The sequence below is a fragment of the Bifidobacterium sp. LH_419 genome (assembly GCF_056356955.1).
Genome location: NZ_JBKEVG010000012.1, coordinates 1 through 26,220 on the forward strand (window position 1 = coordinate 1; position 26,220 = coordinate 26,220).

20 protein-coding genes and 2 rRNA genes are annotated in these 26,220 nt (G+C 65.3%); 12 read left to right on the forward strand and 10 right to left on the reverse strand.

Features of this window, described 5'->3' with window-relative positions; translation table 11 throughout:
- Positions 1-236, forward strand: a 23S ribosomal RNA gene (locus AC1AYX_RS08130); the annotation flags it as partial.
- Positions 237-408: 172 nt separating this feature from the next.
- Positions 409-525: ribosomal RNA gene (gene rrf / locus AC1AYX_RS08135) — 5S ribosomal RNA — on the forward strand.
- A 276-nt stretch (positions 526-801) separates the two neighbouring features.
- Here the strand turns inward: rrf and istB are convergent.
- From istB to AC1AYX_RS08150, 3 genes are all read right to left on the reverse strand, one after another.
- Positions 802-1,587, reverse strand: coding sequence for an IS21-like element helper ATPase IstB (gene istB / locus AC1AYX_RS08140; protein ID WP_476503010.1), 786 nt, complete (start codon positions 1,585-1,587; stop codon positions 802-804).
- Between the two features lie 3 nt (positions 1,588-1,590).
- Positions 1,591-3,072 (reverse strand): IS21 family transposase, encoded by a 1,482-nt coding sequence (istA, locus tag AC1AYX_RS08145; protein ID WP_476503011.1) that lies wholly within the window; start codon positions 3,070-3,072, stop codon positions 1,591-1,593.
- Positions 3,073-3,522: 450 nt separating this feature from the next.
- On the reverse strand, positions 3,523-3,651 hold the full coding sequence (locus tag AC1AYX_RS08150; RefSeq protein ID WP_274518544.1) for a hypothetical protein: 129 nt from the start codon (positions 3,649-3,651) through the stop codon (positions 3,523-3,525).
- A gap of 308 nt (positions 3,652-3,959) precedes the next feature.
- Here AC1AYX_RS08150 and AC1AYX_RS08155 point away from each other — a divergent pair, with 308 nt between their 5' ends.
- The 4 genes from AC1AYX_RS08155 (at position 3,960) to AC1AYX_RS08170 (ending at position 10,331) form a co-directional block, all read left to right on the forward strand.
- On the forward strand, positions 3,960-5,270 hold the full coding sequence (locus tag AC1AYX_RS08155) for an MFS transporter (protein ID WP_476503012.1): 1,311 nt from the start codon (positions 3,960-3,962) through the stop codon (positions 5,268-5,270).
- 74 nt (positions 5,271-5,344) lie between these two features.
- Positions 5,345-6,385, forward strand: a complete 1,041-nt coding sequence (locus AC1AYX_RS08160; RefSeq protein WP_476503013.1) for an NAD(P)-dependent alcohol dehydrogenase — start codon at positions 5,345-5,347, stop codon at positions 6,383-6,385.
- 260 nt (positions 6,386-6,645) lie between these two features.
- The gene (locus AC1AYX_RS08165) at positions 6,646-7,542 is read left to right on the forward strand and encodes an AraC family transcriptional regulator (RefSeq protein ID WP_476503014.1); all 897 of its coding nucleotides are present in this window, start codon (positions 6,646-6,648) and stop codon (positions 7,540-7,542) included.
- 299 nt (positions 7,543-7,841) lie between these two features.
- Positions 7,842-10,331, forward strand: a complete 2,490-nt coding sequence (locus AC1AYX_RS08170; protein ID WP_476503073.1) for a glycoside hydrolase family 31 protein — start codon at positions 7,842-7,844, stop codon at positions 10,329-10,331.
- Between the two features lie 83 nt (positions 10,332-10,414).
- Here the strand turns inward: AC1AYX_RS08170 and AC1AYX_RS08175 are convergent, their stop codons facing one another.
- On the reverse strand, positions 10,415-11,545 hold the full coding sequence (locus AC1AYX_RS08175) for an ROK family transcriptional regulator (protein ID WP_476503015.1): 1,131 nt from the start codon (positions 11,543-11,545) through the stop codon (positions 10,415-10,417).
- Between the two features lie 495 nt (positions 11,546-12,040).
- Here AC1AYX_RS08175 and adhE point away from each other — a divergent pair, with 495 nt between their 5' ends.
- The 3 genes from adhE (at position 12,041) to AC1AYX_RS08190 (ending at position 16,365) form a co-directional block, all read left to right on the forward strand.
- Positions 12,041-14,770, forward strand: a complete 2,730-nt coding sequence (gene adhE / locus AC1AYX_RS08180) for a bifunctional acetaldehyde-CoA/alcohol dehydrogenase (RefSeq protein ID WP_476503016.1) — start codon at positions 12,041-12,043, stop codon at positions 14,768-14,770.
- Between the two features lie 224 nt (positions 14,771-14,994).
- Positions 14,995-15,852: a DUF6591 domain-containing protein gene (locus AC1AYX_RS08185; protein WP_476503017.1), complete on the forward strand. Its 858-nt coding sequence runs from the start codon at positions 14,995-14,997 to the stop codon at positions 15,850-15,852.
- A 120-nt stretch (positions 15,853-15,972) separates the two neighbouring features.
- Entirely contained in the window at positions 15,973-16,365 is a 393-nt protein-coding gene (locus tag AC1AYX_RS08190) for a hypothetical protein (protein ID WP_476503018.1), read from the forward strand.
- Between the two features lie 60 nt (positions 16,366-16,425).
- Here AC1AYX_RS08190 and AC1AYX_RS08195 read toward each other — a convergent pair whose 3' ends face one another.
- The gene (locus AC1AYX_RS08195) at positions 16,426-17,124 is read right to left on the reverse strand and encodes a LysE family translocator (RefSeq protein ID WP_476503019.1); all 699 of its coding nucleotides are present in this window, start codon (positions 17,122-17,124) and stop codon (positions 16,426-16,428) included.
- A gap of 136 nt (positions 17,125-17,260) precedes the next feature.
- Between AC1AYX_RS08195 and AC1AYX_RS08200 the strand changes: the two genes are divergently transcribed.
- Positions 17,261-17,926 carry an HAD-IA family hydrolase gene (locus tag AC1AYX_RS08200; RefSeq protein WP_476503020.1) on the forward strand — a complete coding sequence of 222 codons (666 nt, stop codon included), beginning with the start codon at positions 17,261-17,263 and terminating at the stop codon, positions 17,924-17,926.
- A 62-nt stretch (positions 17,927-17,988) separates the two neighbouring features.
- Here the strand turns inward: AC1AYX_RS08200 and AC1AYX_RS08205 are convergent, their stop codons facing one another.
- The 5 genes from AC1AYX_RS08205 to AC1AYX_RS08225 form a co-directional block, all read right to left on the reverse strand.
- Entirely contained in the window at positions 17,989-18,354 is a 366-nt protein-coding gene (locus AC1AYX_RS08205) for a VOC family protein (RefSeq protein ID WP_476503021.1), read from the reverse strand.
- Between the two features lie 180 nt (positions 18,355-18,534).
- The gene (locus AC1AYX_RS08210) at positions 18,535-19,551 is read right to left on the reverse strand and encodes a helix-turn-helix transcriptional regulator (protein ID WP_476503022.1); all 1,017 of its coding nucleotides are present in this window, start codon (positions 19,549-19,551) and stop codon (positions 18,535-18,537) included.
- A gap of 215 nt (positions 19,552-19,766) precedes the next feature.
- Entirely contained in the window at positions 19,767-20,348 is a 582-nt protein-coding gene (locus AC1AYX_RS08215; protein WP_476503023.1) for a hypothetical protein, read from the reverse strand.
- A gap of 36 nt (positions 20,349-20,384) precedes the next feature.
- Positions 20,385-21,659, reverse strand: coding sequence for an MFS transporter (locus tag AC1AYX_RS08220; protein WP_476503024.1), 1,275 nt, complete (start codon positions 21,657-21,659; stop codon positions 20,385-20,387).
- Positions 21,660-21,802: 143 nt separating this feature from the next.
- Positions 21,803-22,963 (reverse strand): PfkB family carbohydrate kinase, encoded by a 1,161-nt coding sequence (locus AC1AYX_RS08225; protein ID WP_084686220.1) that lies wholly within the window; start codon positions 22,961-22,963, stop codon positions 21,803-21,805.
- Positions 22,964-23,301: 338 nt separating this feature from the next.
- Here AC1AYX_RS08225 and rpmB point away from each other — a divergent pair, with 338 nt between their 5' ends.
- Positions 23,302-23,496 carry a 50S ribosomal protein L28 gene (rpmB, locus tag AC1AYX_RS08230; RefSeq protein WP_034529605.1) on the forward strand — a complete coding sequence of 65 codons (195 nt, stop codon included), beginning with the start codon at positions 23,302-23,304 and terminating at the stop codon, positions 23,494-23,496.
- Positions 23,497-23,599: 103 nt separating this feature from the next.
- A complete protein-coding gene (locus AC1AYX_RS08235; RefSeq protein WP_476503025.1) occupies positions 23,600-26,122 on the forward strand; it encodes an ATP-dependent DNA helicase RecG in 2,523 nt (840 codons plus the stop codon).
- The last annotated feature ends 98 nt before the right edge of the window (positions 26,123-26,220 follow it).

Consider the following 26,220-nt stretch of genomic DNA (forward strand, 5'->3'; position numbering starts at 1 on the left):
TGGGTGGACGAACCTCCGGTACGCCGGTTGTCACGCCAGTGGCACCGCCGGTTGGCTGCGTTCGGAAGGGATAACCGCTGAAAGCATCTAAGCGGGAAGCCCGCTCCAAGATAAGTATTCCCTGGGCTTTTCGAAGCCCGTGACCCCCCATGTAGAACACGTGGTCGATAGGCCGGACGTGGAAGCCCCGCGAGGGGTGGAGCCGACCGGTACTAACGGGGAAGCGCGACACACAACCCACACCCCCAAGGAGTGTGGAGAGCATCGGCGAAGACTGCGCGAAACACACGCGACACGGAACAACGGTCCGTGACCACAAAAACGACAGGCAAGCGTCCACCATCCGGTCCCCAAACCACCAGCCATCAGGAGACACGGGACACGATTCCCTCCTGATAATTGAAGATTTGCGGCGGTCATGGCCCAGGGGAGACGCCCGGACCCATTCCGAACCCGGAAGCTAAGACCTGGCACGGCGATGGTACTGCACCCGACAGGGTGTGGGAGAGTAGCACGCCGCCGCACCACAACGAGAACAGGATCCCGGTCGAGCACACGCTCCCGGGGTCCACCCATACCCAGACACCGGACAAGCCACACACGCGGACGGGGGAAACAACCCGCCACGACACGCACGCCACGTCACCACACGCGCGTGCGACCACCCACCGACGATCACGCGCCACCACTGTGTTTTGTCAAGTTGATATGGGCCGTTTCGGCGTTTCTTTTGGTCCGTGTGAGCGGATGGTTTTAGGCCGTTTCGGTGTTGGCCGGTCCTGCTGTTGGTTTGGTTGTTGGTTATTGCATGAGGGCGTGGGTCTTGCGCCAGGATTCGCCCTCGAATCTGATCATCCTGCCGTGGTGGACGGTGCGGTCGATGATCGCGGCGGCCATGTTGGGGTCGCCGAAGATCCTGCCCCATCCGCTGAATTCGATGTTGGTGGTGTAGATGATGCTCTGGGTCTCGTATGCGTTGGTGACGACCTGGAACAGGAGTCTGCTGCCTTCCTCGTCGATGGGTACGTAGCCGAGCTCGTCGATGATGAGCAGCGGGGTCTTGCCGATCGCGGCGAGTTCACGGTCGAGCCGGTTGTCGGCTTGGGCCCGCAGGAGCCGCATGACCAGGCTCGCGGCCGTATGGTAGCGCACCGGGACGCCCTGCCGGCACGCGTTCCTGCCGAGCGCGATGGCGAGGTGGGTCTTGCCGGTGCCGGGAGGGCCGAACAGGACGAGGTCGTCGTGGCCGGTGATGAAGTCGAGGGTCGTGATCTGCTCGCGCCCGTAGTCGACGGGGAATCGGATCGGGGTCCAGTCGTAGCCGTCGAGTTCCTTGTCGGCGGGGAAGCCGGCGGCCTTGAGCAGACGCGAGCGTTTGGAACGTTCCCTGGAGTCGAGTTCGGCCCTCATCCAGGTCTCCATGAATTCCATCTGGCTCGGGGTCGCTTCGGCGAGTTGGTCGGCGAGGACCTGTCGGGTCAGGGGCAGTCGGCGCGCGAGGTCCATGATCGTTTCGATCCTTTCGCCGGTGGACGCGCGGCGGCGTTTCATGTCGGGCATGACGAGCGGCGGACGGTGCGAGCCCATGGCCTATGCCTCCTTCCTTTCCTCCGTCTCGCGGGGTTTCATGAACACGTCGTATCCGGTCAGGTCGGGGGCCGCCTGCTCGTACGGTCTTTCGCCGGCGGCGATGCGGCGGGCCATGGTGGTCAGGCTGGCCTCGTCGAGGGGATGGCCCTGTTCGACGAGGTGCTCGCCGGCCTTGACCGCGGCCCCGAACCCGGACTGGCCGCTGGCCTTGGAAATGAGCCGGAACGCGTTCCTGCGCGCCTTGGCGTCCATGCGGTCGATCGCGAGCCCGGGCTTGTCCGGGAAATCGTCGCGGATGGTGGAATCGGGCCATGCGTTGGTCTTGCGGCTTAACGCGGGCAGGAGGGTGGCGGGGTCGCGGATCGTGGCCGGCGAGTCCCCGTACACGCGGGGCAGTCTGGCGCAGGTGCGCCCGTCCCGGGTGCGGATGGTCACGTCGAACGCGCGCAGAGCGACGTCGAGCCTCCAGCCGCGCCACGAGGGGCCGGCGAGATAATAGTTGCCATCGACCTGCACGCGCCCGTCCTTGTCGGCCTTCCTGACCTCCCACCTGACCGCGTCGTACGGTTTGGCGGGCAACGGCTGCATGCCCGTCCTCTCCTCGTCGAACAGGCTCGCGATCGGCACGCCCTTGCGGTAGTGATCCGTCCTGGCCATCGCGTCGCAGCGTCCCAGCATGTACCGGGTCAGCTGGCCGTAGGACTCCGCGTTCAGGAGAGGCACCATGATATTGCGGCGCAGGAACCCGACCGCGTTCTCCACACTGCCTTTCTCGTTGCCCGAGTCCGGGTTGCAGAAACGCACCTCGAGCCGGTAATGCTCCACGAACAGTTCGAACACCCTGACGACGGTGACCTTGTCCCACGCGATCCGATGGCCGGCGCCGGTGGCGTTGTCGAGCACCAGCGTCAACGGGACCGCGCCGACATGCTCGAACACCGTGCGCAGCCCGGAGCACACGCATTCCGCGTTCTCCCCGGGCAGGGCCACGCAACAGCGCATGTTCGAGTACGGGAACGTGACGACCAGGCAATGCACGTCCGTCCGGCCCCCGCCGATCACGGCCTGCGCCACACCGAAATCGACCTGCGCCTCGCCCGGATGCCACTCGAGCTCGAGATACCCGTCCGACGGGAGCCGATGCTCCTCACGCCACCGCTTCACGTACCGCTGCACCGGCGAATACGAGCCCGCATACCCCTTCTCCGCGACGAGCCGGTCGTAAACGCGCTTGGCGGTGTGACGCTGCTTGCGCGGCATGAACCGGTCGGACTGCAGCCATTCATCGATCACGCCCCTGTACGGGTCGAGCTTCGACGGCCTCGAGACGGGATGCTCCGGTTCCGGCGAGCAATCCTCCCTCCCGGCGTACTTCGCGACCGTGTCACGGGCCACTCCCACCTCTTTCGCGATGCTTCTCCATGACACGCCACGCGCGTCAAGCACCCTGATACGTTGTTGCACGGACACCGGTACCGTCATTCCTTTCCTTTCCCGAGAAAACCTGATGGTTGCTTCCGACTCGGGAAACTAGTACGGGCAGGACGGGCCGGCGTTCGTTTCTCACCACACGCTGAAGTGGACTAAAACCCGCCACTCACACGGAAGACATCCACACGCTCACACGGCCCACTTCCCATTGAACAGACACACACCACCCGCCAACGGGAGGAAACACTATCGGACGGGGCTGGCGATACGGCCCAGGGCGATCGCGGTGGTCAGCACATAGGCCTCACGGGGATTCGGGGGAAACAAAGAGAGAGGGGACGCCGTTGTCCGATCCTGTTGGAGCATCTGATTTATCGACATGACCGTTGGGCGATCATGTTCGGCATCGAAGGCGATGCATCCTATCGATGCGCGACGCGCGGCAGGAAGACGGCTCATGCCATCCATGCCGCTGCTGTATCGTTCTTAGGCTGTTGCTGTTCAGCGGTTTTCGATGGCTTCGAATGCCTTGGTGGTGGCCTCGCTGTAGCCGGCCTGGGCGAGGGCGTTCATGCCGCTGGCCTCGAAACCACGCATAACGGCCGCCATGAACTTCTTTCCGTTCATCATGATGATGTCCTTTCGTTGGTGCGCCTGCGGCGCATGTGGGCGGTATCTCCGTCCATCGCCGCCCAGCATAATCCCATGCACCGACTTCTGTAAAGTTACTTTGTAAAATGCGTGTTTCGCGGTTCTTCGGTCGACGTCCTGTGAGGCGGGGTATCCGTTCTGGAATTGCTGAGCATCCATGCGGAGTGCAAAAAAGTATCAATTCTTGCCATCTAATGCGAGGAAACACCAGTGTTTCTCACGGGAGAATTGTATTAACGCTTCAACGAGGAGCGATAAAGACAACGAAGTTCAGGTAAGGAGACAACGTGGCTCGGGGATTGATGAGAACACTGCTGCCGGGGTTCCTGGCGATCGCGGTGTTCATGACGGGAGATGGCTTCGAGCTGACGTTCCTGTCGAAGTATGTCGTGGATCAGGGATTCAGCTCGTCGCAGGCATCGATGCTGTTCACGATGTACGGTCTGGTCGCGGCGTTGGCCGGATGGTCGTCCGGAGTGCTTGCGGAGATGTTCGGCGCCAAGCGCATCATGCTGGTCGGCGCGGTCTCGTGGATCGCTCTGCACCTGGTGTTCATCGGCGTGGCGTTGCCCAGCCACATCTATCCGCTGATGCTGGTGTCGTACATGCTGCGCGGCATGGGCTACCCGCTGTTCATCTATAGCTACGTGGTACTGCTCGCACAGACCGTGGACCCGGGCAAACTGGCCTCGGCCATGGGCTGGTTCTGGACCTCGTACTCCTTCGGCATCGGCGTGTTCGGTGCTTACCTGCCCGCGTTCATCACGCCGGTGATCGGCGAATACTACTCGCTGTGGGTGTCGCTGCCGTTCTCGATTGCCGGTCTGCTCATTTGCCTGTGGTTCGTGCCGAAGACCCGCAATGCCGATCTCGACGCGATGAGCACCGCCGACAAGCTGCGTGAACTCTCCCGCGGCGTCACCATCCTCAAGGAGAACCGCCAGATCGCCTTCGCCGCCGTGCTGCGCGTGATCTGCAACCTCACCCTCTACGGATTCCCGGTCATCATGCCGCTGTACCTCGCCACGCATACCAACGGCGGCGGCGCATGGTTCAAAGTCACCGAATGGTCCACCATCTGGGGGCTGCTCTTCGTCGTCACCGTGTTCGGCAACGTGTTCTGGGGTCGTATGGGCGACCGGTTCGGCTGGATGCGCCAGATGCGTTGGTGGGGATGCTGGCTCTCCGCCCTCGGCACGCTCGCCATGTACTACGTGCCCCAGTTCTTCGGCCGCAACTTGCCGCTCATGTACCTGTGCGCGGTGGTGCTCGGCATGGGCATCTCCGCCTTCGTGCCGATGGGTGCGGTGTTCCCCGCGCTGGAGCCCGAGCACAAGGGGGCCGCGGTCTCCGCGCACAACCTCGCCTCCGGTCTGACGACCTTCTGCGGTCCGTTCATCGCCACCGTGCTGCTGGAGACGGTCGGGTTCGCCGGCGTGTGCTGGGCGTACGCGATCTGCTACATCGGCGGATCGGTCGTCTCCCTGTGGATTCGACCGAAGCAACCCGGTTTCGATGAGAAAGGTCGTCGTATCGATCGGAGCACGTCCACGGAGACGATGCCGGCGATGGCCTCGCAGTCCCCGGCCGTGGTCTGATCCGTCTTTCCCATCCATATCAACCAACAACCATCAACAACCATCAACAACCATCCAATCAAAGGAGCATCATCATGAAGGCAGTCGTTCTCGAGAAGCAGGGCGTCATCAACGTGCGCGAGGTCCCGGACGTCCAGGCGCCCGGTCCCGGCGAACTGCGCATCGCGCCGCATACCGTGGGCGTGTGCGGCTCCGACCTGCACTACTACACGCACGGACGCGTCGGCAAGTACGTCGTCGAACAGCCGATGATTCTCGGTCATGAGGCCGCGGGCACCGTGCTCGAAGTCGGCCCCGGCGTCACCGATTTCAAGCCCGGCGACCGCGTCGCCCTCGAACCCGGCATCCCCGACATGACCTCGCGCGCCAGCCGACTGGGCATGTACAACGTCGACCCGGCCGTGCGCTTCTTCGCCACCCCGCCGATCGATGGCTGCCTGTGCGAAGAGGTCATCCACCCGGCCGCGTTCACCTACCACCTGCCCGATAACATGAGCTTCGGCGAGGGCGCGCTGCTCGAGCCCACCGCCGTGGGCATGTGGGCCGCCACCAAGGCGCGTATCAAGCCCGGCGACGTGTGCGTCGTGGCCGGATCGGGCACCGTGGGCATGCTCACCGCTTCCGCCGCGCTCGCCGGCGGCGCCTCCAAGGTGCTCGTCTCCGACGTCTCCGCCGTCAAGCTTGGCATCATCGGCCAGATTCCGGGCGTCATCCCGGTCGATCTGACGAAGGAGGATCTCGTCGAGCGGGTCCGCGAGGAGACCGGCGGCTGGGGTGCCGACGTGGCGTTCGAATGCTCCGGCGCACCGAAGGCCTACGAGACGTTCTGGAAGCTCATCGCCCCCGGCGGCTGCGCGGTGCTCGTCGGCATCCCGGTCAATCCGGTGTCGATCGACATCACCGAGCTGCAGGCTACCGAAGTGCGTATCGAGAACGTCTTCCGCTACGCCAACGTGTACCAGAAGGCCATCGATCTGGTCGCCAGCGGCAGGCTCAACCTCAAGCCCTTCATCACTGACACCTTCGCGATGAAGGACGCCAAGGCCGCCTTCGACCGTATGGACGAGGGCCGTCCGGGTGACATCAAGCTGCAGATCACCGTCGACCGCGACTGATCGCGGATGACGGACGGCTGCTTGGCGACGACGTGACGGCCGTCCGAGGGGTGCTATGGATAATCGATGACGGGCCGGCGGGATTCCCTTTTTCCGCCGCCGGCGCGCATCGGCATTTCCGGTGTTCCTCGGACGGTCGTCACGTCGTTTTCTGATGCCCGGTGGTATCCGTCGACGGGAGCCGGTGAACGATCGGCGATCGCGAGACATCGGGCGGCGGACGGTGCGGTATCGTGGAGGAATCGACGAGGAGGTTGGCGATGGATGCGCGTGACGCCGGCATGATCCCATACTCGGATGCTGGATCGCTGGAGGTGATCGTCCCCGATGGGGACGCCGCCATACGATGGTCGAGCCACGGGTATCCGAGCGCATTGGCCCGATGGCACTACCATCCGCAGATCGAAATCCACCTGATCCGTGAGGGAAGCGGACAGCTCATGGCCGGGGACGGACTCATGCCGTTCGAGGCGGGGCATGTGGCGATGATCGGCTCGAACCTGCCTCACAACTGGCTGTCGGACATCATCCCCGGCGAACGGCTCGCCCATCGTGACGTGCTGTGCCATGTCCGCCCGCAGACGCTGCGATTGCTGGCGTCGGCGTTCCCCGAGACCGCCGGGTTCGAGCAGGTGGTGCGTCGCGCGTCGCATGCACTCGTCCTGTCGGGAGACTCCGCGCACGAGGCGGGAGGCCTGCTGGAGACGATGGGGGAGCATGACGCGGCGCGGCGCGTGGCCGACCTCATCGCCATCCTCACGGTGTTCCAACAGGCGCCGGCGGATGAGGTTCGCACCGTGGTGACCCCGGGATACAATCCGCAGGTCGCCTTCGGTGCCGAGGACGACGTCAACGTCGCCATCGCCTATATTTCGTCGCATCTCGATACGGTCACGCTGTCGGATGCCGCCGAAGCGGCCTCGATGAGCGTATCGACCTTTTCCCGCTTCTTCAAACGGGTGGCCGGCATCGGTTTCGCCGATTTCGTCCGTCGCCTGCGCGTGGGGCGCGCCTGCCGCCTGCTGACCTGCACCGATCTGCCGATCGCACGTATCCAACGGATGAGCGGCTATGACAACGCCTCCAACTTCAACCGCCGGTTCCGCGACGAGACCGGCGTGACACCGTCGCAGTACCGTCACGCGCATGCATCCTGATGTGCGTCGCTCACGTCATCTCAGCAACGGGATCGTGCGCGTGGGTGAGCTGTTGAGGGGAAGTGTAATGCATGCACGCCGTTGTGTATGCAAGCGCTATGATAATCCAATCACGGCGGAAACATATTGATATTCCGCAGAATGATATCGCAGTTTTCTTGAGCGTGGCTCATATTGTGCAAGCGCTATTATCGTAGATGTCAACCAATCGGACATCACGATACGCAGCACACGACAAAGGAGTTCACGTGGTAGACCGCAATCTCTTCTCGCTCGGTACGCTTGGCGCACATCCGGCGATGAACCCGGACCGCATCATCCAGGGCGACCGGTGGCGCATCGGCGTCATCACCGAGTCGCTCATCCGCTTCGAATGGTCCGATTCCGGCCGGTTCGTCGACGACGCCACGCAGTCCGTGCTCAACCGCGACTTCGGCCCGGACGCCGCACCGGAGTTCACCGTCGTCGAACGCGACGGATGGCTGGAGATCGAAACCCCATCGCTTCACATCTCCTACAACCAGGCCCCGTTCAGCAAGGAGGGCCTGTATGCCACCATCAAGAACGTCAAGGCCATCGACAACACGTGGCATTACGGCGACGATCAGATGCGCAACCTCGGCGGCACGGCGCGCACCCTCGACTTCGCCAACGGCCGCATCCCCGTCGGTCCCGGCGTCAACGGCACCGACGGCTGGGCCGTCATCGACGATTCGGAGTCGAACATCATCCGCGAGACGCCGGAAGTCAACGGCAAGGCGAACCCGTTCGGCACGTGGGTGACGCCGAAGCCGGAGCCCACCACCGACTTCTACCTGTTCGCCTACGGGCACCGCTACCGCGAGGCCGTGCACGACCTCTACCGCCTGACCGGACCGACCCCGCTGCTGCCGCGCTTCACGCTCGGCAACTGGTGGAGCCGCTACCACCGCTACACCGAGGCCGAGTACATGACGCTCGTCGAACGGTTCGAGAAGGAGGGCATCCCGTTCACCACCGCCGTGGTCGACATGGACTGGCATCTCGTCGACGACGTCGACCCGAAGTACGGTTCCGGCTGGACCGGCTACACGTGGAACAAGGACTTCTTCCCCGATCCGAAGCGCTTCATGGCGTGGCTGCACGAGCAGGGCATGAAGATCACGCTCAACGTGCACCCGAAGGACGGCGTGCGCGCGTTCGAGGAACGTTACCCGGAACTCGCCGAGGCGATGGGCATCGACCCGAAGACCGAGGAGGCCGTGCAGTTCGACCTCACCGATCCGAAGTTCATGGAGGCCTACTTCGACAAGCTCCACCATCCGATGGAGGACGAGGGCGTCGACTTCTGGTGGCTCGACTGGCAGCAGGGCGGCACCACCCGCCAGCCCGGCCTCGACCCGCTGTGGGGCCTCAACCACCTGCACTACCTCGACTCGGCGCGCGCCGACGGCAGCGACTACGCCGCGCGCAACCCGCGCCCGCTCACCTTCTCCCGTTACGCCGGCCCCGGCTCGCACCGCTATCCGATCGGCTTCTCCGGCGATACGGTCGTCAACTGGGAGTCCCTGAAGTTCCAGCCCGAATTCACCGCCACCGCCTCCAACATCGGCTACGGCTGGTGGAGCCACGACATCGGCGGCCACATGTTCGGCTACCGCGACGAGGAGCTGGAGGCGCGCTGGTACCAGTTCGGCGCGTTCAGCCCGATCAACCGCCTGCACTCCACCGACTCGCCGTTCAACGGCAAGGAGCCGTGGAACTTCCACGGCGACGTGGCCGCCGCGATGACCGCCGCGCTGCGCCTGCGCCACGCGATGATCCCGTACCTGTACACGATGAACCGCCGCGCCGCCTACGAGGGCGAGCCGCTCGTCCAGCCGCTCTACTGGGACTGGCCGGAGATCCGCGACGCGTACAAGCTCGTCGACGAGTTCCGCTTCGGCACCGAACTGCTCGTCGCGCCGATCGTCGCCCCGGCCGAGAAGAGCGTGCAGCGCGCGAAGGCCGACGTGTGGCTGCCGCAGGGCACGTGGTTCGACTTCTTCGACGGGCGCCGCTACGAGTCGCGTCCCGCCGCCGGCCGTCGCATCGAGGCGTGGCGAGGGCTCGACCGCATGCCCGTCTTCGCGAAGGCCGGCGCGATCGTGCCGCTGCAGGAGGAGACGGCCGGCGAGCCGCTCAACTCGATCGCGAACCCGAAGTCCCTGCGCGTCGTCGCCTTCCCCGGCGCGAGCGGCGCGTTCACGCTGTGGGAGGACGACGGCGCGCCCGAGGCGTCCGTGCGTTGGGCGTCGACCGCGCTGTCGCTGACCGTGGGTGAGGCGGACGGCGACGCCGCGACGTTCACCGTCGCGCCGGTCGCCGGTGCCGCCGGCGTCGTGCCGGAGACGCGCGACTGGACGCTCGTCCTCCGCGGCGTCGACGCGGCGGCCGCCGCGAACGTCGCCGTCACATCCGGCGGCCGCGCGCTCGCCGCCGACGTCAGCTACGACGCGGCGACGTTGAGCACCGTCGTGCGTGTCTCCGGCGTCGCTGCGACGGACGGCCTCACGGTGACGTTCGCCAAGGGACTGCCGCTCGCCGGCGACACCGTGGTCGAGGACGCGTTCGCTGTGCTCAAGGACGCGCAGATGCTCTACCTCACCAAGGAGACCGCCTACGCGATGGTCAAGGAGCTCGGGAAGGACGCGCTGCCAGCCATGCACACGATCGAGGACCTGCACGGCGTGGACGAGAGCCGTGAATTCGATTCGCACATGCCGCAGCCGGTGATTCAGGCGCTCGCCGAGGTCCTCACCCGCGCCTGAACGGATTACCAACGGCTATGCGCGATTTTGGTGCGCGAATCGGGTGATTCGCGCACCAAAATCGCGCGGAGGGAACGGGCGCCTCACTCGCCGCAGATCTCGCTCAGATAGGTCTCCACGTATCTGAGGGCCGCGCCGATGATCGTCTGGTCTTCGGCGTGGGTGCTGCGGCGCAGCGTGAACCGTTCCGTGCCGAACGGGCTGCGTTTGATGACCCGCTGCTTGAGGTCCTCGATGTCGGAATCCTCCAGATACTGGGAGGCCTCGCCGCCGACGATCACGTCGCCGGCGATCACCGAGCGCGCGTTGACGATCGCCTGCGCCACGTAGTCGAGCCATTCGTTCATGCGCTCGCGGTGGTGGCGTTCGCCCTGTTCGAGCACGCTGAAGAAGCCGGGGATGGACTCGTAGTCCTCGGTGAGGGATTCGGGCGAGCAGTACGGGTCCATGCAGCCGCGGTTGCCGCAGTAACATTCGCGGCCTCCCGGCACGAGCGTCATGTGCTCGATGGTGCCGTTGCACATGTTCGGCCCCTGGTACAGTTTGCCGTTCACGATCACCGCGCCGCCCGGCCGCCGTTCGAGGTAGACGCATACGGCGTCGGTGAGCGAATGGTCGAACCAGAGTTCGGCCATCGCAGACGCGTCGGAATCGTGGATCATCATGCACGGGCGGTGGATGGACTGCGTGATCGTGTCGAGCGTGAGTCCCGTGTTGCGCATGATGTTGCCGAAGATGATCCGGTCGCCGGCGTGGCTGACGATGCCCTGGACGGAGAAGGAGACGCCGAGCACCGGCCCGTGCTTCTTCTCCACCTCCGCCGCGAAGTTCTCGATGATGGCGCCGACGCGCTGGTAGTACACGTTGGCGTTGCGGTAGGGGAGCGTGCGTTCGAGCCGTTCGACGACGGTGCCGTTGAGATCGACCGCGCACATGCGCACCTCGTTCGAGCGCATGGCCACGCCGATGGCGGTGCGATGGTCCGGGTTGAACTCGTAGCCGCGGGCCTTGCGTCCGCCGGTGGACTGCTGCAGTTCGCCCTGGCGGATGATGCCGTCCTGCTCCAGCGCCCGCAGGTTCTGGGTGATGGTGGGCAGGCTCAGTCCGAGCTCGCGTTCGATCTCCTGCTTGGTGACGTGTTCGTGATGGTACAGGTATTGGGTCATGGCGATGCGGTTGTGTGCCTTCACCGCCGTCGATGGCATTGCCTTCATGCGAGACCTCCGTTGGATGCAATACCGACAGTATGCTTGTGCTGATAGTGTACTTTTATAAAAGTGATTTTGCATATTGTCGGGCGTGGCGCGCGTATAGTGGCGCAATGACGCGGATGTGGGCGGTTGACTTTTGTGAAGTGGGTTTATGTATTCTAGTCTTAGGGGACGGCTTTTAGAAAACCACTTTTAAAAAGTGAGGCAGTGGGGCGTGTGGGGCGGCTGTGATTTTCATCAAAAAGTGAACAAAAAGCACCAAATTTCCGGCATTTGAGCGCTTTTGTTCGCCTTATCGCACAAAACATTACATAAAACGCCCATATTCGCACGCGAAACGCCGTCGATTTTGTGCGCATGCAGGTCGTTGACCAATTCGTTATATTGTGACGCAGGCCACAGAGAACGACATGAAGTCGGACCGGCCGAACGTTGTCCGCCCCAGCGGCGGGAGATTACAGAACACGAGTTTTGCTTAACGCACATCGAGGAGGATTCATGGCAGAAGCAAAGAAGACCGAGGCTCCCACCAAGCCGAGCCCGGAGGAGAAGCAGGCCGCCGCGCAGGCGGAGGTCGACGCGCTCGTCGCCAAGGGCCTCAAGGCCCTGGACGAGTTCGAGAAGCTCGACCAGAAGCAGGTCGACCACATCGTGGCGAAGGCGTCCGTCGCCGCGCTGAACAAGCACCTCGTGCTGGCGAAGATGGCCGTGGACGAGACCGGCCGTGGTCTCGTGGAGGACAAGGCCACGAAGAACATCTTCGCGTGCGAGCACGTGACCAACTACCTGGCCGGCCAGAAGACCGTCGGCATCATCCGCGAGGACGACGTCATGGGCATCGACGAGGTCGCCGAGCCGGTGGGCGTGGTCGCGGGCGTCACCCCGGTCACCAACCCGACCTCCACCGCGATCTTCAAGTCCCTGATCGCCCTGAAGACCCGCTGCCCGATCATCTTCGGCTTCCACCCGGGTGCGCAGAAGTGCTCCGTGGCCGCCGCGAAGATCGTGCGCGACGCCGCCATCGAGGCCGGCGCCCCGGAGAACTGCATCCAGTGGATCGAGCACCCGTCGATCGAGGCGACCGGCGCACTGATGAGGCACGACGGCATCGCGACGATCCTGGCGACCGGTGGCCCGGGCATGGTCAAGGCCGCGTACTCGTCCGGCAAGCCGGCCCTCGGCGTCGGCGCCGGCAACGCCCCGGCCTACGTCGACTCCGACGTGGACGTCGTGCGCGCCGCCAACGACCTGGTCCTCTCCAAGCACTTCGACTACGGCATGATCTGCGCCACCGAGCAGGCCATCATCGCCCACAAGGACGTCTACGACCGTCTGGTCGCCGAGCTCAAGCGCCGCAAGGCCTACTTCGTGAACAAGGAGGAGAAGGCCAAGCTCGAGCAGTACATGTTCGGCTGCACCGCCGGCTCCGGCCAGACCCCGAAGCTCAACTCCGTGGTGCCGGGCAAGTCCCCGCAGTACATCGCCAAGGCCGCCGGCTTCGAGATCCCGGCGGACGCGACCATCCTCGCCGCCGAGTGCTCCGAGGTCTCCGACAACGAGCCGCTCACCCACGAGAAGCTCGCCCCGGTGCAGGCCGTGCTCAAGGCCGACGGCAAGGAGCAGGCGTTCGAGATGTGCGAGGCCATGCTCAAGCTGGGCGCCGGCCACACCGCCGCCATCCACACCAACAACCAGGAGCTCGTGCGCGAGTACGGCCTTCGCATGCACGCCTGCCGCATCATCTGGAACCAGCCGAGCTCGCTGGGCGGCATCGGCGACATCTACAACGCGATCGCCCCGTCGCTGACCCTGGGCTGCGGCTCCTACGGCGGCAACTCGGTGTCCGGCAACGTGCAGGCCGTGAACCTGGTCAACATCAAGCGCATCGCTCGGAGGAACAACAACATGCAGTGGTTCAAGATCCCGGCCAAGACCTACTTCGAGCCGAACGCGATCAAGTACCTGCGCGACATGTACGGCATCGAGAAGGCCGTCATCGTGTGCGACAAGGTCATGGAGCAGCTCGGCATCGTCGACAAGATCATCGACCAGCTGCGCGCCCGCTCCAACCGCGTCACCTTCCGCATCATCGACTACGTCGAGCCGGAGCCGTCGGTCGAGACCGTCGAGAAGGGCGCCGAGATGATGCGCGAGGAGTTCGAGCCGGACACGATCATCGCGGTCGGCGGCGGCTCCCCGATGGACGCCTCCAAGATCATGTGGCTGCTCTACGAGCACCCGGAGATCAGCTTCTCCGACGTGCGCGAGAAGTTCTTCGACATCCGCAAGCGCGCGTTCAAGATCCCGCCGCTGGGCAAGAAGGCCAAGCTCGTGTGCATCCCGACCTCCTCCGGCACCGGCTCCGAGGTCACGCCGTTCGCGGTCATCACCGACCACAAGACCGGCTACAAGTACCCGATCACCGACTATGCGCTCACCCCGTCCGTCGCGATCGTGGATCCGGTCCTGGCCCGCACCCAGCCGCGCAAGCTCGCCTCCGACGCCGGCTTCGACGCCCTGACCCACAGCTTCGAGGCGTACGTGTCCGTGTACGCGAACGACTTCACCGACGGCATGGCCCTGCACGCCGCCAAGCTGATCTGGGACAACCTGGCCGAGTCCGTCAACGGCGAGCCGGGCCTGGAGAAGACCAACGCGCAGGAGAAGATGCACAACGCCGCCACCATGGCCGGCATGGCGTTCGGCTCCGCGTTCCTCGGCATGTGCCACGGCATGGCCCACACGATCGGCGCCCTGTGCCACATCGCGCACGGCCGCACCAACTCCATCCTGCTGCCGTACGTGATCCGCTACAACGGCCAGGTGCCGGAGGAGCCGACCTCGTGGCCGAAGTACAACAAGTACATCGCCGACGAGCGCTACCGCGACATCGCAATCAACCTCGGCATCGATCCGGGCAAGACCCCGGCCGAGGCCGTCGAGAACCTGGCGAAGGCCGTCGAGGACTACCGCGACAACAAGCTCGGCATGAACAAGAGCTTCCAGGAGTGCGGCGTGGACGAGGACTACTTCTGGAGCGTCCTCGACCAGATCGGCATGCGCGCCTACGAGGACCAGTGCACGCCGGCCAACCCGCGCATCCCGCTGATCAACGATATGAAGGACATCGCCGTGGCCGCCTACTACGGCGTCTCCCAGGCCGACGGCCACAAGATTCGCGTCGAGCGCGAAGGGGAGGCCGCCACTGAGGAGGCCTCCGAGCGCTGAACACGCTAGGCTAGGCGGTCTCCGGCCCTCTCGTCAGAGTGAGACCTGCGACCGGCCTTCCCCATAACGATGAGGTCCCCTTCCGTCAGGAAGAGGACCTCATCGTCTTCGCACATCCTTTTTCCCGCCGATTCAGTCGCCAACTGATGCCGTCCCACGTGATCCTCCCGATAATGGCCCGTGAACAACGTGTCGAACGAGAGAACAAGGAGCACGACATGCGTATGGAACGGAAGATCGCGGGCGGCGTGGCCTGCGTGATGGCGGCGGCGATGATGCTTGCCGGTTGCGGCGGTCCGACGGGCACCGGATCGAATGGCGCGTCCGGCGGCTCGGCGTCACCGGTGGCGAAGCCGCTGGACCTCTCCAAGCTCGAGACGAGCGTCGCGTCGACGCCCGTCGACAACCAGCGTCAGGACATGATGTCGTTCACGAACGGCACGAACGTCACCATCGTCGCCGTCTCACTCAACTACCGGCAGAAAAGCGATGTGACCGACGACCAGCGGCAGGCGGCGTTCGCCGACCTGCGGCAGGCCGTGACGATGATCGAGGACTCCGACTACGAGGAGCTCAAGACCGAACCGCTCAAATGCACGAGCAACCTCATCGTCAAGCCGGGCGCGACCAGCGAGAACGGCGAATGCACGATCGGCGGGTGGAAGGCCATCGGCGACTTCACACCGCTCATGGAACCGGACACGATGTCCGTCGCCTACCTGAAGGGCACGAACACAATCGGCAAAGCCACCTACGACTTCGTCAACAAGAAGACCACACTCGACAAGGCCGAAAGCAAGGCGAACCAGTGGGGCGACGACAAGCTCACCAAGACCCTGCCCAAGCCCGAATCGACGATCATCGGCGGCTCGGTGAACGACACGAGCGTCGGATACAGCGTCTACGGCACCACGCACGACAAGTTCGCCGCCTACGTCGAACAGTGCAAGCAGAAGGGCTTCACCGTCGACGGCGAAGGCGACAACTACGCGTCGATGAAAGGCTCGAACGGTTCCGATCTATCCGTGCACTACTTCCCCGACGACGAGAAGATGACCATCAATCTCCACACCGCCGACTGAGCCCGGAGCGGTCCCGTTCCCCTCGCCGTATGAGCAAGCTCACGGGAGTCGGAAGCTCTCGCGACATCATCGTCCTGTACAGTGGTCGACAACGGACGATCATCGACGAAGGGGCGTGACATGGGACTGTTCGACGGCATCAGGAACATCGTGGGCGGCGTGCTGGGCGATACGGTCGGCGACGCGGCGAACGGTGCCATCGGCAACATCGCCGAACAGTTCGTCGGCGGCGTCGACCTGAGTACGATCGGCGACCTGCCGGCGGCTGTGATCGAGCAGTTCGACGCCGGCCAGCTCGGCGAGATCGCGCAGATCGCCGGCGACCATCTCAACGCGGAACAGCTCGGCGACCTGACCGCACTGGCCGAGGAGCACATCTCCGCCGACCAGATCGGAAACGTGGCCGGCATGATCCAGGAGCAGGGCACGAACCTCGACCTCGGCTCGATTGCCGAACAGGCCGGTCTGCCCGGCGACGTCATCGGCCAGATCTCCAGCCTGCTCGGCCGCTGAGCCCGCGGCGGGTGCTGCCGTCACCGATGGCATCGACGCCGAATGGCCGGACGGACCCGCTCAGGCGGCGAGACGGCTGCGGATCGCTTCGGTGACGGTCACGCCGCCCAGCACGGCCATGATGCCCGCGGACACCAGACTCAGGATGCGGCGCGAACGGCCCGACTTGAGCCTGCCGGCGAAGAACGCGGCCATGCAGGCGAGCGTGACGAGCACCATCATGCTTTCCGTGAAGTGGATGAGCCCCAGCGAGACGCCCATCCGCAGGTGATCGACGCCCGGCACGAGGAACTGGGGGATGACGGCGATGTAGAACACACCGATCTTCGGGTTGAACAGGTCGGTGAGGAAGCCGCGCACGAACGAAGTGACGATGGGGGAGGCGAGCGGGCCGCGTCCGGTGCCCGCGGTCGCGACGGCCGCCGTCGGTTCGGCTGGTTCGGCCATCTCCGGTTCCCCGTCCTTGCCGGCCTTCGGCCTGCGGACGAGACTGAACGCCAGATAGAACAGGTACAGGCCGCCGAGCAGCCTGATCGCGTCATAGGCGAGCGGGAACGCGTTGATGATCGCGGCGAGACCGACCGCCGCGGCCACCGCCCACGCGAGCACGCCGAACGAGATGCCGCACGCCGCCGCGATGCCGCGCCGACGCGTCGAATTGATGGTCTCGTTGACCACCATCATCATGTCCAATCCCGGCAGCAGGGCCATCGAACCCGCCACCAGCGCGAACCCCAGCAGCGCCTGCACATACGTCATGTCGCATCTCCTCTCCCCATCGGACGCCCGCTTCCCGGGCATCCCGCGAACCGTCGATCGCCACCCACTGTACCGTCCGCACGTTGCGGCGGACGCGTCGCGTCCCGTTGGACGGCGCGGGTGTACGGTGTCGCGTATGAGCGTTTCCCCCGTGAGCCGTCCCGTGCGTCCCGCATACGACGACGTGATCTTCGATTTCTGCGACGTGCTGGTCGACTGGAGGCCGCGCGCCGCGGTCGACGGCGTCGTGCCGGACGCCGCCGCCGACCGGCTGTTCGACCGCGACGACCCATACGGATTCTGGCATTACGACGAACTGTCCGACCCGGGCTGGAGTGAGGAACGCATCCTCGCCGACTACGCCGCGCATCATGCGGCCGACGCGGCCGACGCGGGCGAACCGCCGGAACTCGCGGCGTTCCGCACGTATTTCGCACGCCAACGGCTCGCGCTCACCGGCATGCTGCCCGGCATGGACGGACTGCTGCACGACCTCGCCGCGGCCGGCGTGCGCTGCTGGGGACTGACGAACTTCACCGTGAAATACGTGGACGCCGCCCGCGAACTGTTCCCCACGCTCGGACTGCTGCGCGACGTGGTCGTCTCCAGCGCCGAACGCATCCACAAGCCCGACGCGGAGATTTACCGTCGCGCGGTCGCCCGCTTCGGCGTCGACCCGGCGCAGGCGGCGTTCGTCGACGACAAACAGCGCAACGCCGACGCCGCGGCCGCCGCCGTGCCCGGTCTGACCGGCATCCGCTTCACCGACGCCACGTCGCTGCGCGCCCGGCTGTTCGCATAGGGCGTTCACGCGGTTGCTCATGCGTGGTCCGGACGCGAGCGACCGCGGAATCGGCGCCCCGCTTACTGCAGGCAGGCCTCGATGTTGTTGCCGTCCGGGTCGTGGATGAACGCGGCGTAGTAGGTCGGGCCGTAGTTCGGGCGTGGACCGGGTTGGCCGTTGTCCGTGCCGCCGGCGGCGAGACCGGCCTCATGGAACGCCTTGACGACGTTCTGATCGGCGGCGCGGAACGCCAGATGCGCCGGGACGAGCGGATTGCCGTCCTTCGGCGACTGGATCCACACGCTGTCACCGTCCGCATCGTTCGCGAAGCACACGGCGCCCGGGAACTCATGCTTCTTCACGTATCCCAGCGGTGCCAGTAGCTTCTCGTAGAACTCCGCACGCTCGTTCGCATCCTTGACGAACAATCCGACATGATCGATCATGACAGCCTCCTTATGACTGGTCGCGCATATGTGCGGCGGCGATTCCGCCACCTCCCAGTCTAGTGATGGCGGAACGATTCGGACGGCGTGATCTCCCGCCATTTCATCGATTCTCAATCAAGCGAAACGATGAGGACGGCCCACTATGTGTCACAATGTGAAGAGCCGGCTCCTGTTCGTTCACTTGTCGACATGGTCCTTGAACAGATCGACGATGATTCCGGTGACGGCGCACAGCAGACCGCCGATCACCCATGACATCCAGAACAGCGACCCAGGGACGAGGAACAGCAGCGTCAGACCGACGATCGTGGCGACGAGCATGATGATGCCGCTCAACGCCCCGGACAGTTTCACGGATTGCGGCACGTCACCGGAACGTTGACGCCGACTCCGCTCGATTTCCTTGTTGTAGCCGTCGATGTTCATCATGTCGTGTCGCATGCCGCAGTAGACGAATCCGAACACCGCGGCCGCGGACAGCAGCAGCATGACCGCGTTCGGCCACCCCGCGGTGACTTCCCGCACCTCGTCCATGTACACGACGACCGCGATGCCGATCAGAATCGCCGCCACGCCCGCGACCACGCCGCATGCCAGAAGCCGGGATTCCCTGCGGCGGTCATCCTCAGTGTAGAAGTCCTTGACATACGGGTGATTCCGCCTGAACGCTGCATGCGCCATGGCACCCGGAACCAACAGAACCAGTCCGATGATCACTCCCACGCAGATGCAGACGAACATCAGGAAGTCATTGAGCGGATTGACGCCGATGATCGAATGTTCCGGGTCGAACAGGTTGGCGACGCCGACCGACGCGATGATTGCCGTCACACCGGATGCGATCAGCATCGAGAACCGGAGGCGGTGGGCGTCGTATCCGGTGATGTCCTTCGGCAGTGGCGCGGTCGGAGCTCCTTCCCGTTGTGCGACCGTGTGAGACTCATCGGCGATGGTCGGGGCGGTCTCGGTCGTTCCCGTGGTGACTGTCGGTCGATCCACGTCGCCAAGCACCAGATCGTCAAGCGTGCATCCGAACAGGTCGCAGATCGCCAGCAGCTTGTCCATTTCCGGGTACGCCTTCTCGGATTCCCACTTCGAGATCGCCTGCCGCGAAACGCCGAGCAGCATGGCCAGCTGCTCCTGCGTCATGTTGCGCCTTGCACGCAGGGTCTGCAGATTGGTGCGGAAAGTCATCGTCATCATCCCCTCTGGTCGGTGGTGTCGGCTCATCACGTCCGAACGATGATTCCACTGTGACACGGTGGCGTCGCTTTCGCCACCATCTTGCGGTTGCCATGGTGAAACGCAACCGGACAATGCCGCGACCACGGCGCAACCGGTGGTTGCATGGGCGTCAATCCGCCGTTTTCTCACGAATCCCAAGTATGAGGGGGGTCAGGAACGGCGATTCACCGTTTGCCGCGCAGATTGTAGGGGTCGTAGGTGTCTCCGTCCGTTTGTGCGCGGCGTTCCTCACGGATCTCCTCGGCAGTCTCGCGGGTGATGCGCCTCAACTCTTCTCGTTGCCGGTCGATTATCGTCTGGTCCTCGCTTCGCCATGGTCGTTCGAGGCCGATGATTTCCATCAGCCGCACCGCGCCGGCAGCGATGCTCGTAGCCGCGACAATCGTCATGTCCGTGTGCCAGAGGGCGGCGATCCACGGCAGGGAGAACGGCAACACGATTCTGGCGACGATCAGCGGCCATGGCATCGGCGAAATGATGCGGTTGGCGGCCCGGCGCGGTTCATAGTCGCAACGTGAATCAATCAGCGATATCCCGATCCATGTAATCGCCAGCATTGCGGCGAGCGTGCCGCCATCGAACACGATGCGCGCGATGAAGCGCAGCCCCAGCCACGCAATGATCAGACTGATTGGGAACGATACGATGGCATTCAGCAACAGGTGGCCGACGAATACGTGGGCGTATCGGGGCCTGTCCGAGCCGGTTGATCGGCTGTCGGTGTCGTCGCCATTACGGCCGTCCATATCGAACCTTTCGCTATGCCGGATCGGAACGAAACGTCAGTTCCTGGTCGGATCCTTCTGGAGGGTGAGGAAGACGAGGGCGATGGCGAGGAGGATCGCGATGGAGAGAACGCCGATGCTCGCGTTGCCGGTGATCGACGTGGTGGTGGCCACGAGGAACGTGCCGAGAATCGATGCGGTCTTGCCGAAGATGTCGTAGAGGCCGTAGTACTCGTTGGCGTGCTCCTTGGGAATGATCTTGCCGTAGTAGGAGCGGGACAGCGCCTGGATGCCGCCTTGGAACATGCCGACCAGAATCGCCAGCACCCAGAACTCGACGGCCGAGCGCAGGAAGAACGCGGCGAAGAACACGATGCACATGTACGCGATCACCGCCGCGACGATCATCGGCTTGCATCCGAACCGGCCGGCCAGACGGCCATACAGTATCGCGCACGGGAACGCGACGAACTGCGTCACCAGCAGCGCCACGACCAGCTGCGTAGAATCGATGCCGAGCTCGGTGCCGTACGAGGTGCTCATCGAAATCACCGTGTTCACCGCGTCGATGTAGAAGAAGAACGCGATCATGAACATCCACAGCGGCTTGTTCCTCACGAGCTTGCGCAGCGTGCCGCCGAGCTCGGCGAACGTGCCGCGTACCGCCTCGCGCGTATGGTCGCGCGTCGCACGGTAGTGCACCTGCCGGTAGCTGGTCAGCAGCGGGATGGTGAACGCCACCCACCAGACGGCGGTGATGACGAACGTGGCGCGCGTGCACGCGGCCGTCGACCAGCCGAACAGCGCCGGACCGCCGAAGATCAGCGCGATGCACGCGATGAACGGCACGGTCGAACCCACATAGCCCCAGCCGTAGCCGTGCGACGAGACCTTGTCCATGCGCTCGTTCGACGTGGTGTCGATGAGCATCGAATCGTAGAAGGTGAGCGAACCGTTGAGGCCGATCGTCGCCAGCACGTACACGATGAGGAACGGCAGCCAGGTCAGCGGCAGGGCGAGCGCCGCGCACGTGACCACGCCGGTGCCGAAGAACCCTAGGAAGAACTTGATCTTCATGCCCTGCACGTCGGCGATCGAGCCGAGCAGCGGCATGAGCAGCGCGATCACCAGCGAGGCGATGGTCTGCGCGTAGCCCCAGGCGGACACGATGTTGCCGTCCGCCGGCATCAGCGACTTCGCGTAGATCGGCACGACCGCGGTCGACAACAGCACGAACGCGGAGTTGCCCACGTCGTAGACGATCCACTTCTTCTCGCGCGGCGTGAGCTTCGCCGCGGCGGGCGACGCCGCGGCCACTGGCTGTTCGGACATGATGGAACTCTCCTCGACGACGGAAACTGCAATCCATCGTAGGGGAGTCCCCATGCCGCCCAGCGCGCCCGCCGGTGAACGCAGAGTGAATTATCGCGCGTATCTGTGTGTTGTCGGGTCACGGTCGGACCGCCACCGGACCGCTACCGCGCTGCGACGCCGGCCAGCGTGACCGCCTCCTTGTAGCTCGGGCAGACGGGCACGCCGGCGCGATGGCGCTGGATGGCGAGCGAGGCGGCCGCGTTGGCGATGTTCACCGCATCGGCCAGCGACCATCCCTTCGCAAGCATCGCGCACATGGCGCCCGTGTGGCAGGAGCCGGCGGAGCGCGTGTGCACGCCCTTCGTCGGATAGCCCTCCACATGCTGCACTTCGCCGCCGGGTTCGCGCACCCATGCGCCGCGCGATCCGGCGCGCACGACCAGCGGCGCGCGCAGCGTGTTGCCGAGCGCGTCGCACAACGCGTTCATCGCCTGGTCGAATCCGCCGCCGACGGTCAACGCCCCCGCCTCGCCGAGGTCGACGCCGAGACGTTCCGCCAGCGTGTTCGCCTCCTGCCGGTTGCAGGACCATGTGGGCCGGGCGAGCACGAGATCCTCGAGCAGGTGGTCGTTGACGAGCTTGAGCGTGTTCGTCGGATTGATGACGAGCCGGTAGGGGCGCGACTTCGGGTCGTCGCCGGCCCGGTGCATGAACTCGTCGATGCCGGCCGCCGTATGGTCGAGCAGCGTGTTGCCGCTGACATGCACCACGTCGCCCGCCTCCGGTTCGACCGCGTCGAACGTGCGCGCGTCGCCCTGCGCCTCCACGCCGTAGCGTGCGACGAACGTCTTGCGCCCGTCGTCGTCGTGGAAGACGAGACGGAATCCGGAGTCCGCGTCGAGCCGACACGGCCCCACGTGCGTGATGCCGTCGTGCTCGTACGCCTCGCGGATCATCGCCGCCCACACGCCGTTGCCGATGATGCCGGCGTGTTCGGCGGGCACGCCCATGCTGCTCACCGCGTCCAGCACGCGGTAGCTGCCGCCGACCACCGGGCGTGCGGCGTTGGAGACCGCGAAACCGCCCGGCTCGGGCAGTTCGTCCACATCCATCATGATGTCGACCCACACTTGGCCGAGTGAGATCACCGACGGGGTGTGGCCGCCGCTTGTGGAGTCCGACGACTTCGCGGCGGCCGCGGCCTTGTCAGCGGCGTCCGACTCCGCCACGGCCCGGTCGATGCGTCGTTCCTCCTGCCGCTGTTCGATGAATTCGCCCAGTCGTGTTCCCTTCGTTTCCCCGTTGATGTGCTTCGACAACATGGCGTCCTCCTTGAGCGGTCGATTGCACGCGTCCGACGCGATGCACTGCCACCATTCTATGGCCGTGGGCCCGGTGTATGGTGGATTTTAGGCCGTTCGGGGTGTGGCGCAACGGTCATCGGAGACGATTCTGCTGCGTATTCGCAGCGTATTCGCCGCGCCGCCGCCGCGTGCCGACCGTGCGCCGACCGTGCGCGGAACCGCATAGGATACCACGCGTGTTGCGTTTGTCGGGCCGCTGGGATATATTCGTGAAGTTGTGTGTTCGGCTAAGCGTGTTCGCATGCCCGGTCGAATCGCGAAAAAGACTTGATAGTCAAGGTTAAAGGGAGTCCATCATGGCAGCTCGTTGTGACGTGTGCGGCAAGGGTCCGCAGGTCGGATACACCGTGTCTCACTCGCATATCCGCAACAAGCGCACCTTCCGTCCGAACCTCCAGTCGGTCCGTACCACCGTCGAGGGCGAGAACGTTCGCCTGCGCGTGTGCGTCAAGTGCATCAAGGCCGGCAAGGTCCAGCGCGCGGTTGCGTGAGTGCGCGGATAGCGTCAACGTATCGAAGCCTCCATCGGTTCGCCGATGGGGGCTTTCGTTTTAGCCGCCGCGCGCGTCGTCGCGTGTGGGAGAATGGGACGTTATGAGCATCACCTGGGACACTCCGATCGCCGCGCTATTGGCGAACAAACGCCGCGCGTCCACGCTCAAGTCGTTCGGCATCGTCACCATCGGCGACGCGCTCACCTACTATCCGTTCCGCGTCGCCGACCCGGTGCCGGCGCGCGCGCTCGGCGAGGCGCGCGTCGGCGAGGCGATGGCGTTCGCCGGCACGGTGCGCTCGGCGCGCACGTTCCACGGTTCGCGCAACATGCGTCTCGTCGTCAACGTCGACGACGACGGATTCGCCGCCTCCCGCGGCTTACTGCCGTCGGGCGCGCAGTTCGTCTTCTTCTCCGGCAGGAAGGGGTATCTCGACTGGATGGCGCGCCGTCTCGCCCCCGGCACCGTCGTGGTCGCCTCCGGCGTCCCCGGCGAGTATATGGGTCAATTGCAGTTCAACCATCCGCAGGTAATCACCGTCGCGCCGGAATCGTCGTCGCCGATTGCCGGGCGGACGATGACGCCGGACGCGAACGACCCGTGGCGTGCGTTCGCGCCGTCGCCCGCCGCGCCCGCCGCGACGGCCATGCCGCGCGCGAACGGCTATGACGCACCGACCGTCGCCGAGGCGCTGGCGCGCGTTACCCGGCCGCGCCCCATCTACCATGCGTCCGCGCGACTGTCCAGCGAACGCATCCACGAGACGATCCTGAGTCTCATGTGGGCGCTCGGCGGGCGCGACATGCCCGCGCCCGGCACCGACGACATCACCCTGCAATCCCACGACGACGAGGAGCGCTTCGCCGGCACGCTCGCCGACGCCATCCCCGACGTGCTGCCCGAGACCATCCGCGCGGAACGGGGGCTCATGCACCGCGCCGAGGCGTTCCGCGCGATCCACGAGCCGAAGACCGTCGCCGACTTCCACAAGGGCATCGCCACCCTGCGCTACGAGGAGGCGTTCGTCTGCCAGGCCGCATTGCTTGAGGCGAGGCGCAGCGCGCACAAGTCCGCGGCGCATCCGTGCCCGTTGCCGGACGCGGACGCCGACGCCCCGTCCCTGCGCGACCGGTTCATCGCCTCCCTGCCGTTCATGCTCACGAACGGCCAGCGCGAGGTCATCGACGACATCGCCGCCGACATGACGCGCGACACCCCGATGCAACGCCTGCTGCAGGGCGAGGTCGGCTCCGGCAAGACCGTGGTCGCGCTCGCCGCCATGCTCCAGGCCGTCGGCGCCGGCTATCAGGCCGTGCTCGTCGCGCCCACGCAGGTGCTCGCCGAACAGCACGTCGCGACCATCACGCGCATGATCGCCGCGATGGACGACGCTGCCGGCGACGGTACGGACGCCGGCGACGCCGGTCCGTCCGTGCCGGTGACGCTGCTCACCGGCGGCATGAAGCTCGCGGCGCGGCGCAAGGCGCTCGCCGCCGCCGCGAGCGGCACGCCGGGCATCATCGTCGCCACACACGCCGCCTTCTCGAAGACGTTCCAGGCGCCGAGACTCGCGCTCGTCGTCATCGACGAGCAGCACCGGTTCGGCGTCGAACAGCGCGAATCGCTGAACGCGAAATCGACGGACGGCACCGCGCCGCACCTGCTCGTCATGACCGCCACGCCGATCCCGCGCACCGCCGCGATGACCTGGTTCGGCGACCTTGACATCTCGTGGCTCACCGAACTGCCCGGCGGGCGCAAGCCGATCCGCACGATCGTCGTCAACGAGGCGGACGGGCGCACGATGGCGCGTATGTTCGCGCATATCCGCGCGCGTATCGATGCGGGGGAGCGCGCCTACATCGTGTGCGCGCGCATCGACGCGGACTCGGACGACGACGGCGGGGCGCGGCGCGGCGGGCGCGGCTCGCGCGGCGAGGCGGCGGTGCCGGACGGCATCGACGACGCGTATGAGACGCTCGACGAGAACGGCGAGGCGGTCGCGAGGCCGCCGCTGCACTCGGTGGCGGAGATCACGGCGCGGCTCAAAGCGCTGCCGCAGTTCGCCGGCATCCGGTTCGCGACGCTCACCGGACGCGACAAGGACGATGTGAAGGCCGAGGTCATGGCCGGCTTTGCCTCGGGGGAGACGCCGATCCTCGTCTCCACCACCGTGATCGAGGTCGGCGTGGACGTGAAGCAGGCCAGCTGCATCGTGATCTTCGACGCGGACCGCTACGGCCTGTCCCAGCTGCACCAGCTGCGCGGGCGCGTCGGCCGCGGCGGCACGGACAGTTGGGCGTTCCTCGTCTCGCGCGCCGAAGCGGGCACGACGGCCGAGGCGCGGCTCGAGGTCATCCATGATTCGCTGGACGGCGCCGAGATCGCGCAGGCCGATTTGGAGTTCCGCGGCGCCGGCGATGTGCTCGGCGACGCGCAGTCCGGCGCGAAATCGAGCCTCAAACTGCTGCGCGTCGTCAAGGACGCGGACCTCATCACCGATGCGCGTGCGCGCGCCGAACGATTGCTCGCCGACGATCCCGCGCTCGACGGGCACGCGCAGCTCGCCGGCGCGGTGCTCGACTTCACGCGCGGCAACGAGACCTTCCTCACCTCCAACTGACGCCCGTTTTTCGGCTCCCCTTGTCAGGGGAGCTGGACCGCGTAGCGGGACTGAGGGGTAGTCCGTGCCGGCAATGGACGACGTGGCGTACCGCTAAA

Bases quoted from the DNA above. Each gene is read 5' to 3' on its own strand.
- istB (WP_476503010.1), bottom strand. From the start codon at position 1,587: ATGGGCTCGCACCGTCCGCCGCTCGTCATGCCCGACATGAAACGCCGC.
- istA (WP_476503011.1), bottom strand. From the start codon at position 3,072: ATGACGGTACCGGTGTCCGTGCAACAACGTATCAGGGTGCTTGACGCG.
- AC1AYX_RS08150 (WP_274518544.1), bottom strand. From the start codon at position 3,651: ATGATGAACGGAAAGAAGTTCATGGCGGCCGTTATGCGTGGTTTCGAG.
- AC1AYX_RS08160 (WP_476503013.1), top strand. From the start codon at position 5,345: ATGAAGGCAGTCGTTCTCGAGAAGCAGGGCGTCATCAACGTGCGCGAG.
- AC1AYX_RS08165 (WP_476503014.1), top strand. From the start codon at position 6,646: ATGGATGCGCGTGACGCCGGCATGATCCCATACTCGGATGCTGGATCG.
- AC1AYX_RS08170 (WP_476503073.1), top strand. From the start codon at position 7,842: ATGAACCCGGACCGCATCATCCAGGGCGACCGGTGGCGCATCGGCGTC.
- AC1AYX_RS08175 (WP_476503015.1), bottom strand. From the start codon at position 11,545: ATGAAGGCAATGCCATCGACGGCGGTGAAGGCACACAACCGCATCGCC.
- adhE (WP_476503016.1), top strand. From the start codon at position 12,041: ATGGCAGAAGCAAAGAAGACCGAGGCTCCCACCAAGCCGAGCCCGGAG.
- AC1AYX_RS08185 (WP_476503017.1), top strand. From the start codon at position 14,995: ATGGAACGGAAGATCGCGGGCGGCGTGGCCTGCGTGATGGCGGCGGCG.
- AC1AYX_RS08190 (WP_476503018.1), top strand. From the start codon at position 15,973: ATGGGACTGTTCGACGGCATCAGGAACATCGTGGGCGGCGTGCTGGGC.
- AC1AYX_RS08195 (WP_476503019.1), bottom strand. From the start codon at position 17,124: ATGACGTATGTGCAGGCGCTGCTGGGGTTCGCGCTGGTGGCGGGTTCG.
- AC1AYX_RS08200 (WP_476503020.1), top strand. From the start codon at position 17,261: ATGAGCGTTTCCCCCGTGAGCCGTCCCGTGCGTCCCGCATACGACGAC.
- AC1AYX_RS08205 (WP_476503021.1), bottom strand. From the start codon at position 18,354: ATGATCGATCATGTCGGATTGTTCGTCAAGGATGCGAACGAGCGTGCG.
- AC1AYX_RS08210 (WP_476503022.1), bottom strand. From the start codon at position 19,551: ATGACTTTCCGCACCAATCTGCAGACCCTGCGTGCAAGGCGCAACATG.
- AC1AYX_RS08215 (WP_476503023.1), bottom strand. From the start codon at position 20,348: ATGGACGGCCGTAATGGCGACGACACCGACAGCCGATCAACCGGCTCG.
- AC1AYX_RS08220 (WP_476503024.1), bottom strand. From the start codon at position 21,659: ATGTCCGAACAGCCAGTGGCCGCGGCGTCGCCCGCCGCGGCGAAGCTC.
- AC1AYX_RS08225 (WP_084686220.1), bottom strand. From the start codon at position 22,963: ATGTTGTCGAAGCACATCAACGGGGAAACGAAGGGAACACGACTGGGC.
- rpmB (WP_034529605.1), top strand. From the start codon at position 23,302: ATGGCAGCTCGTTGTGACGTGTGCGGCAAGGGTCCGCAGGTCGGATAC.
- AC1AYX_RS08235 (WP_476503025.1), top strand. From the start codon at position 23,600: ATGAGCATCACCTGGGACACTCCGATCGCCGCGCTATTGGCGAACAAA.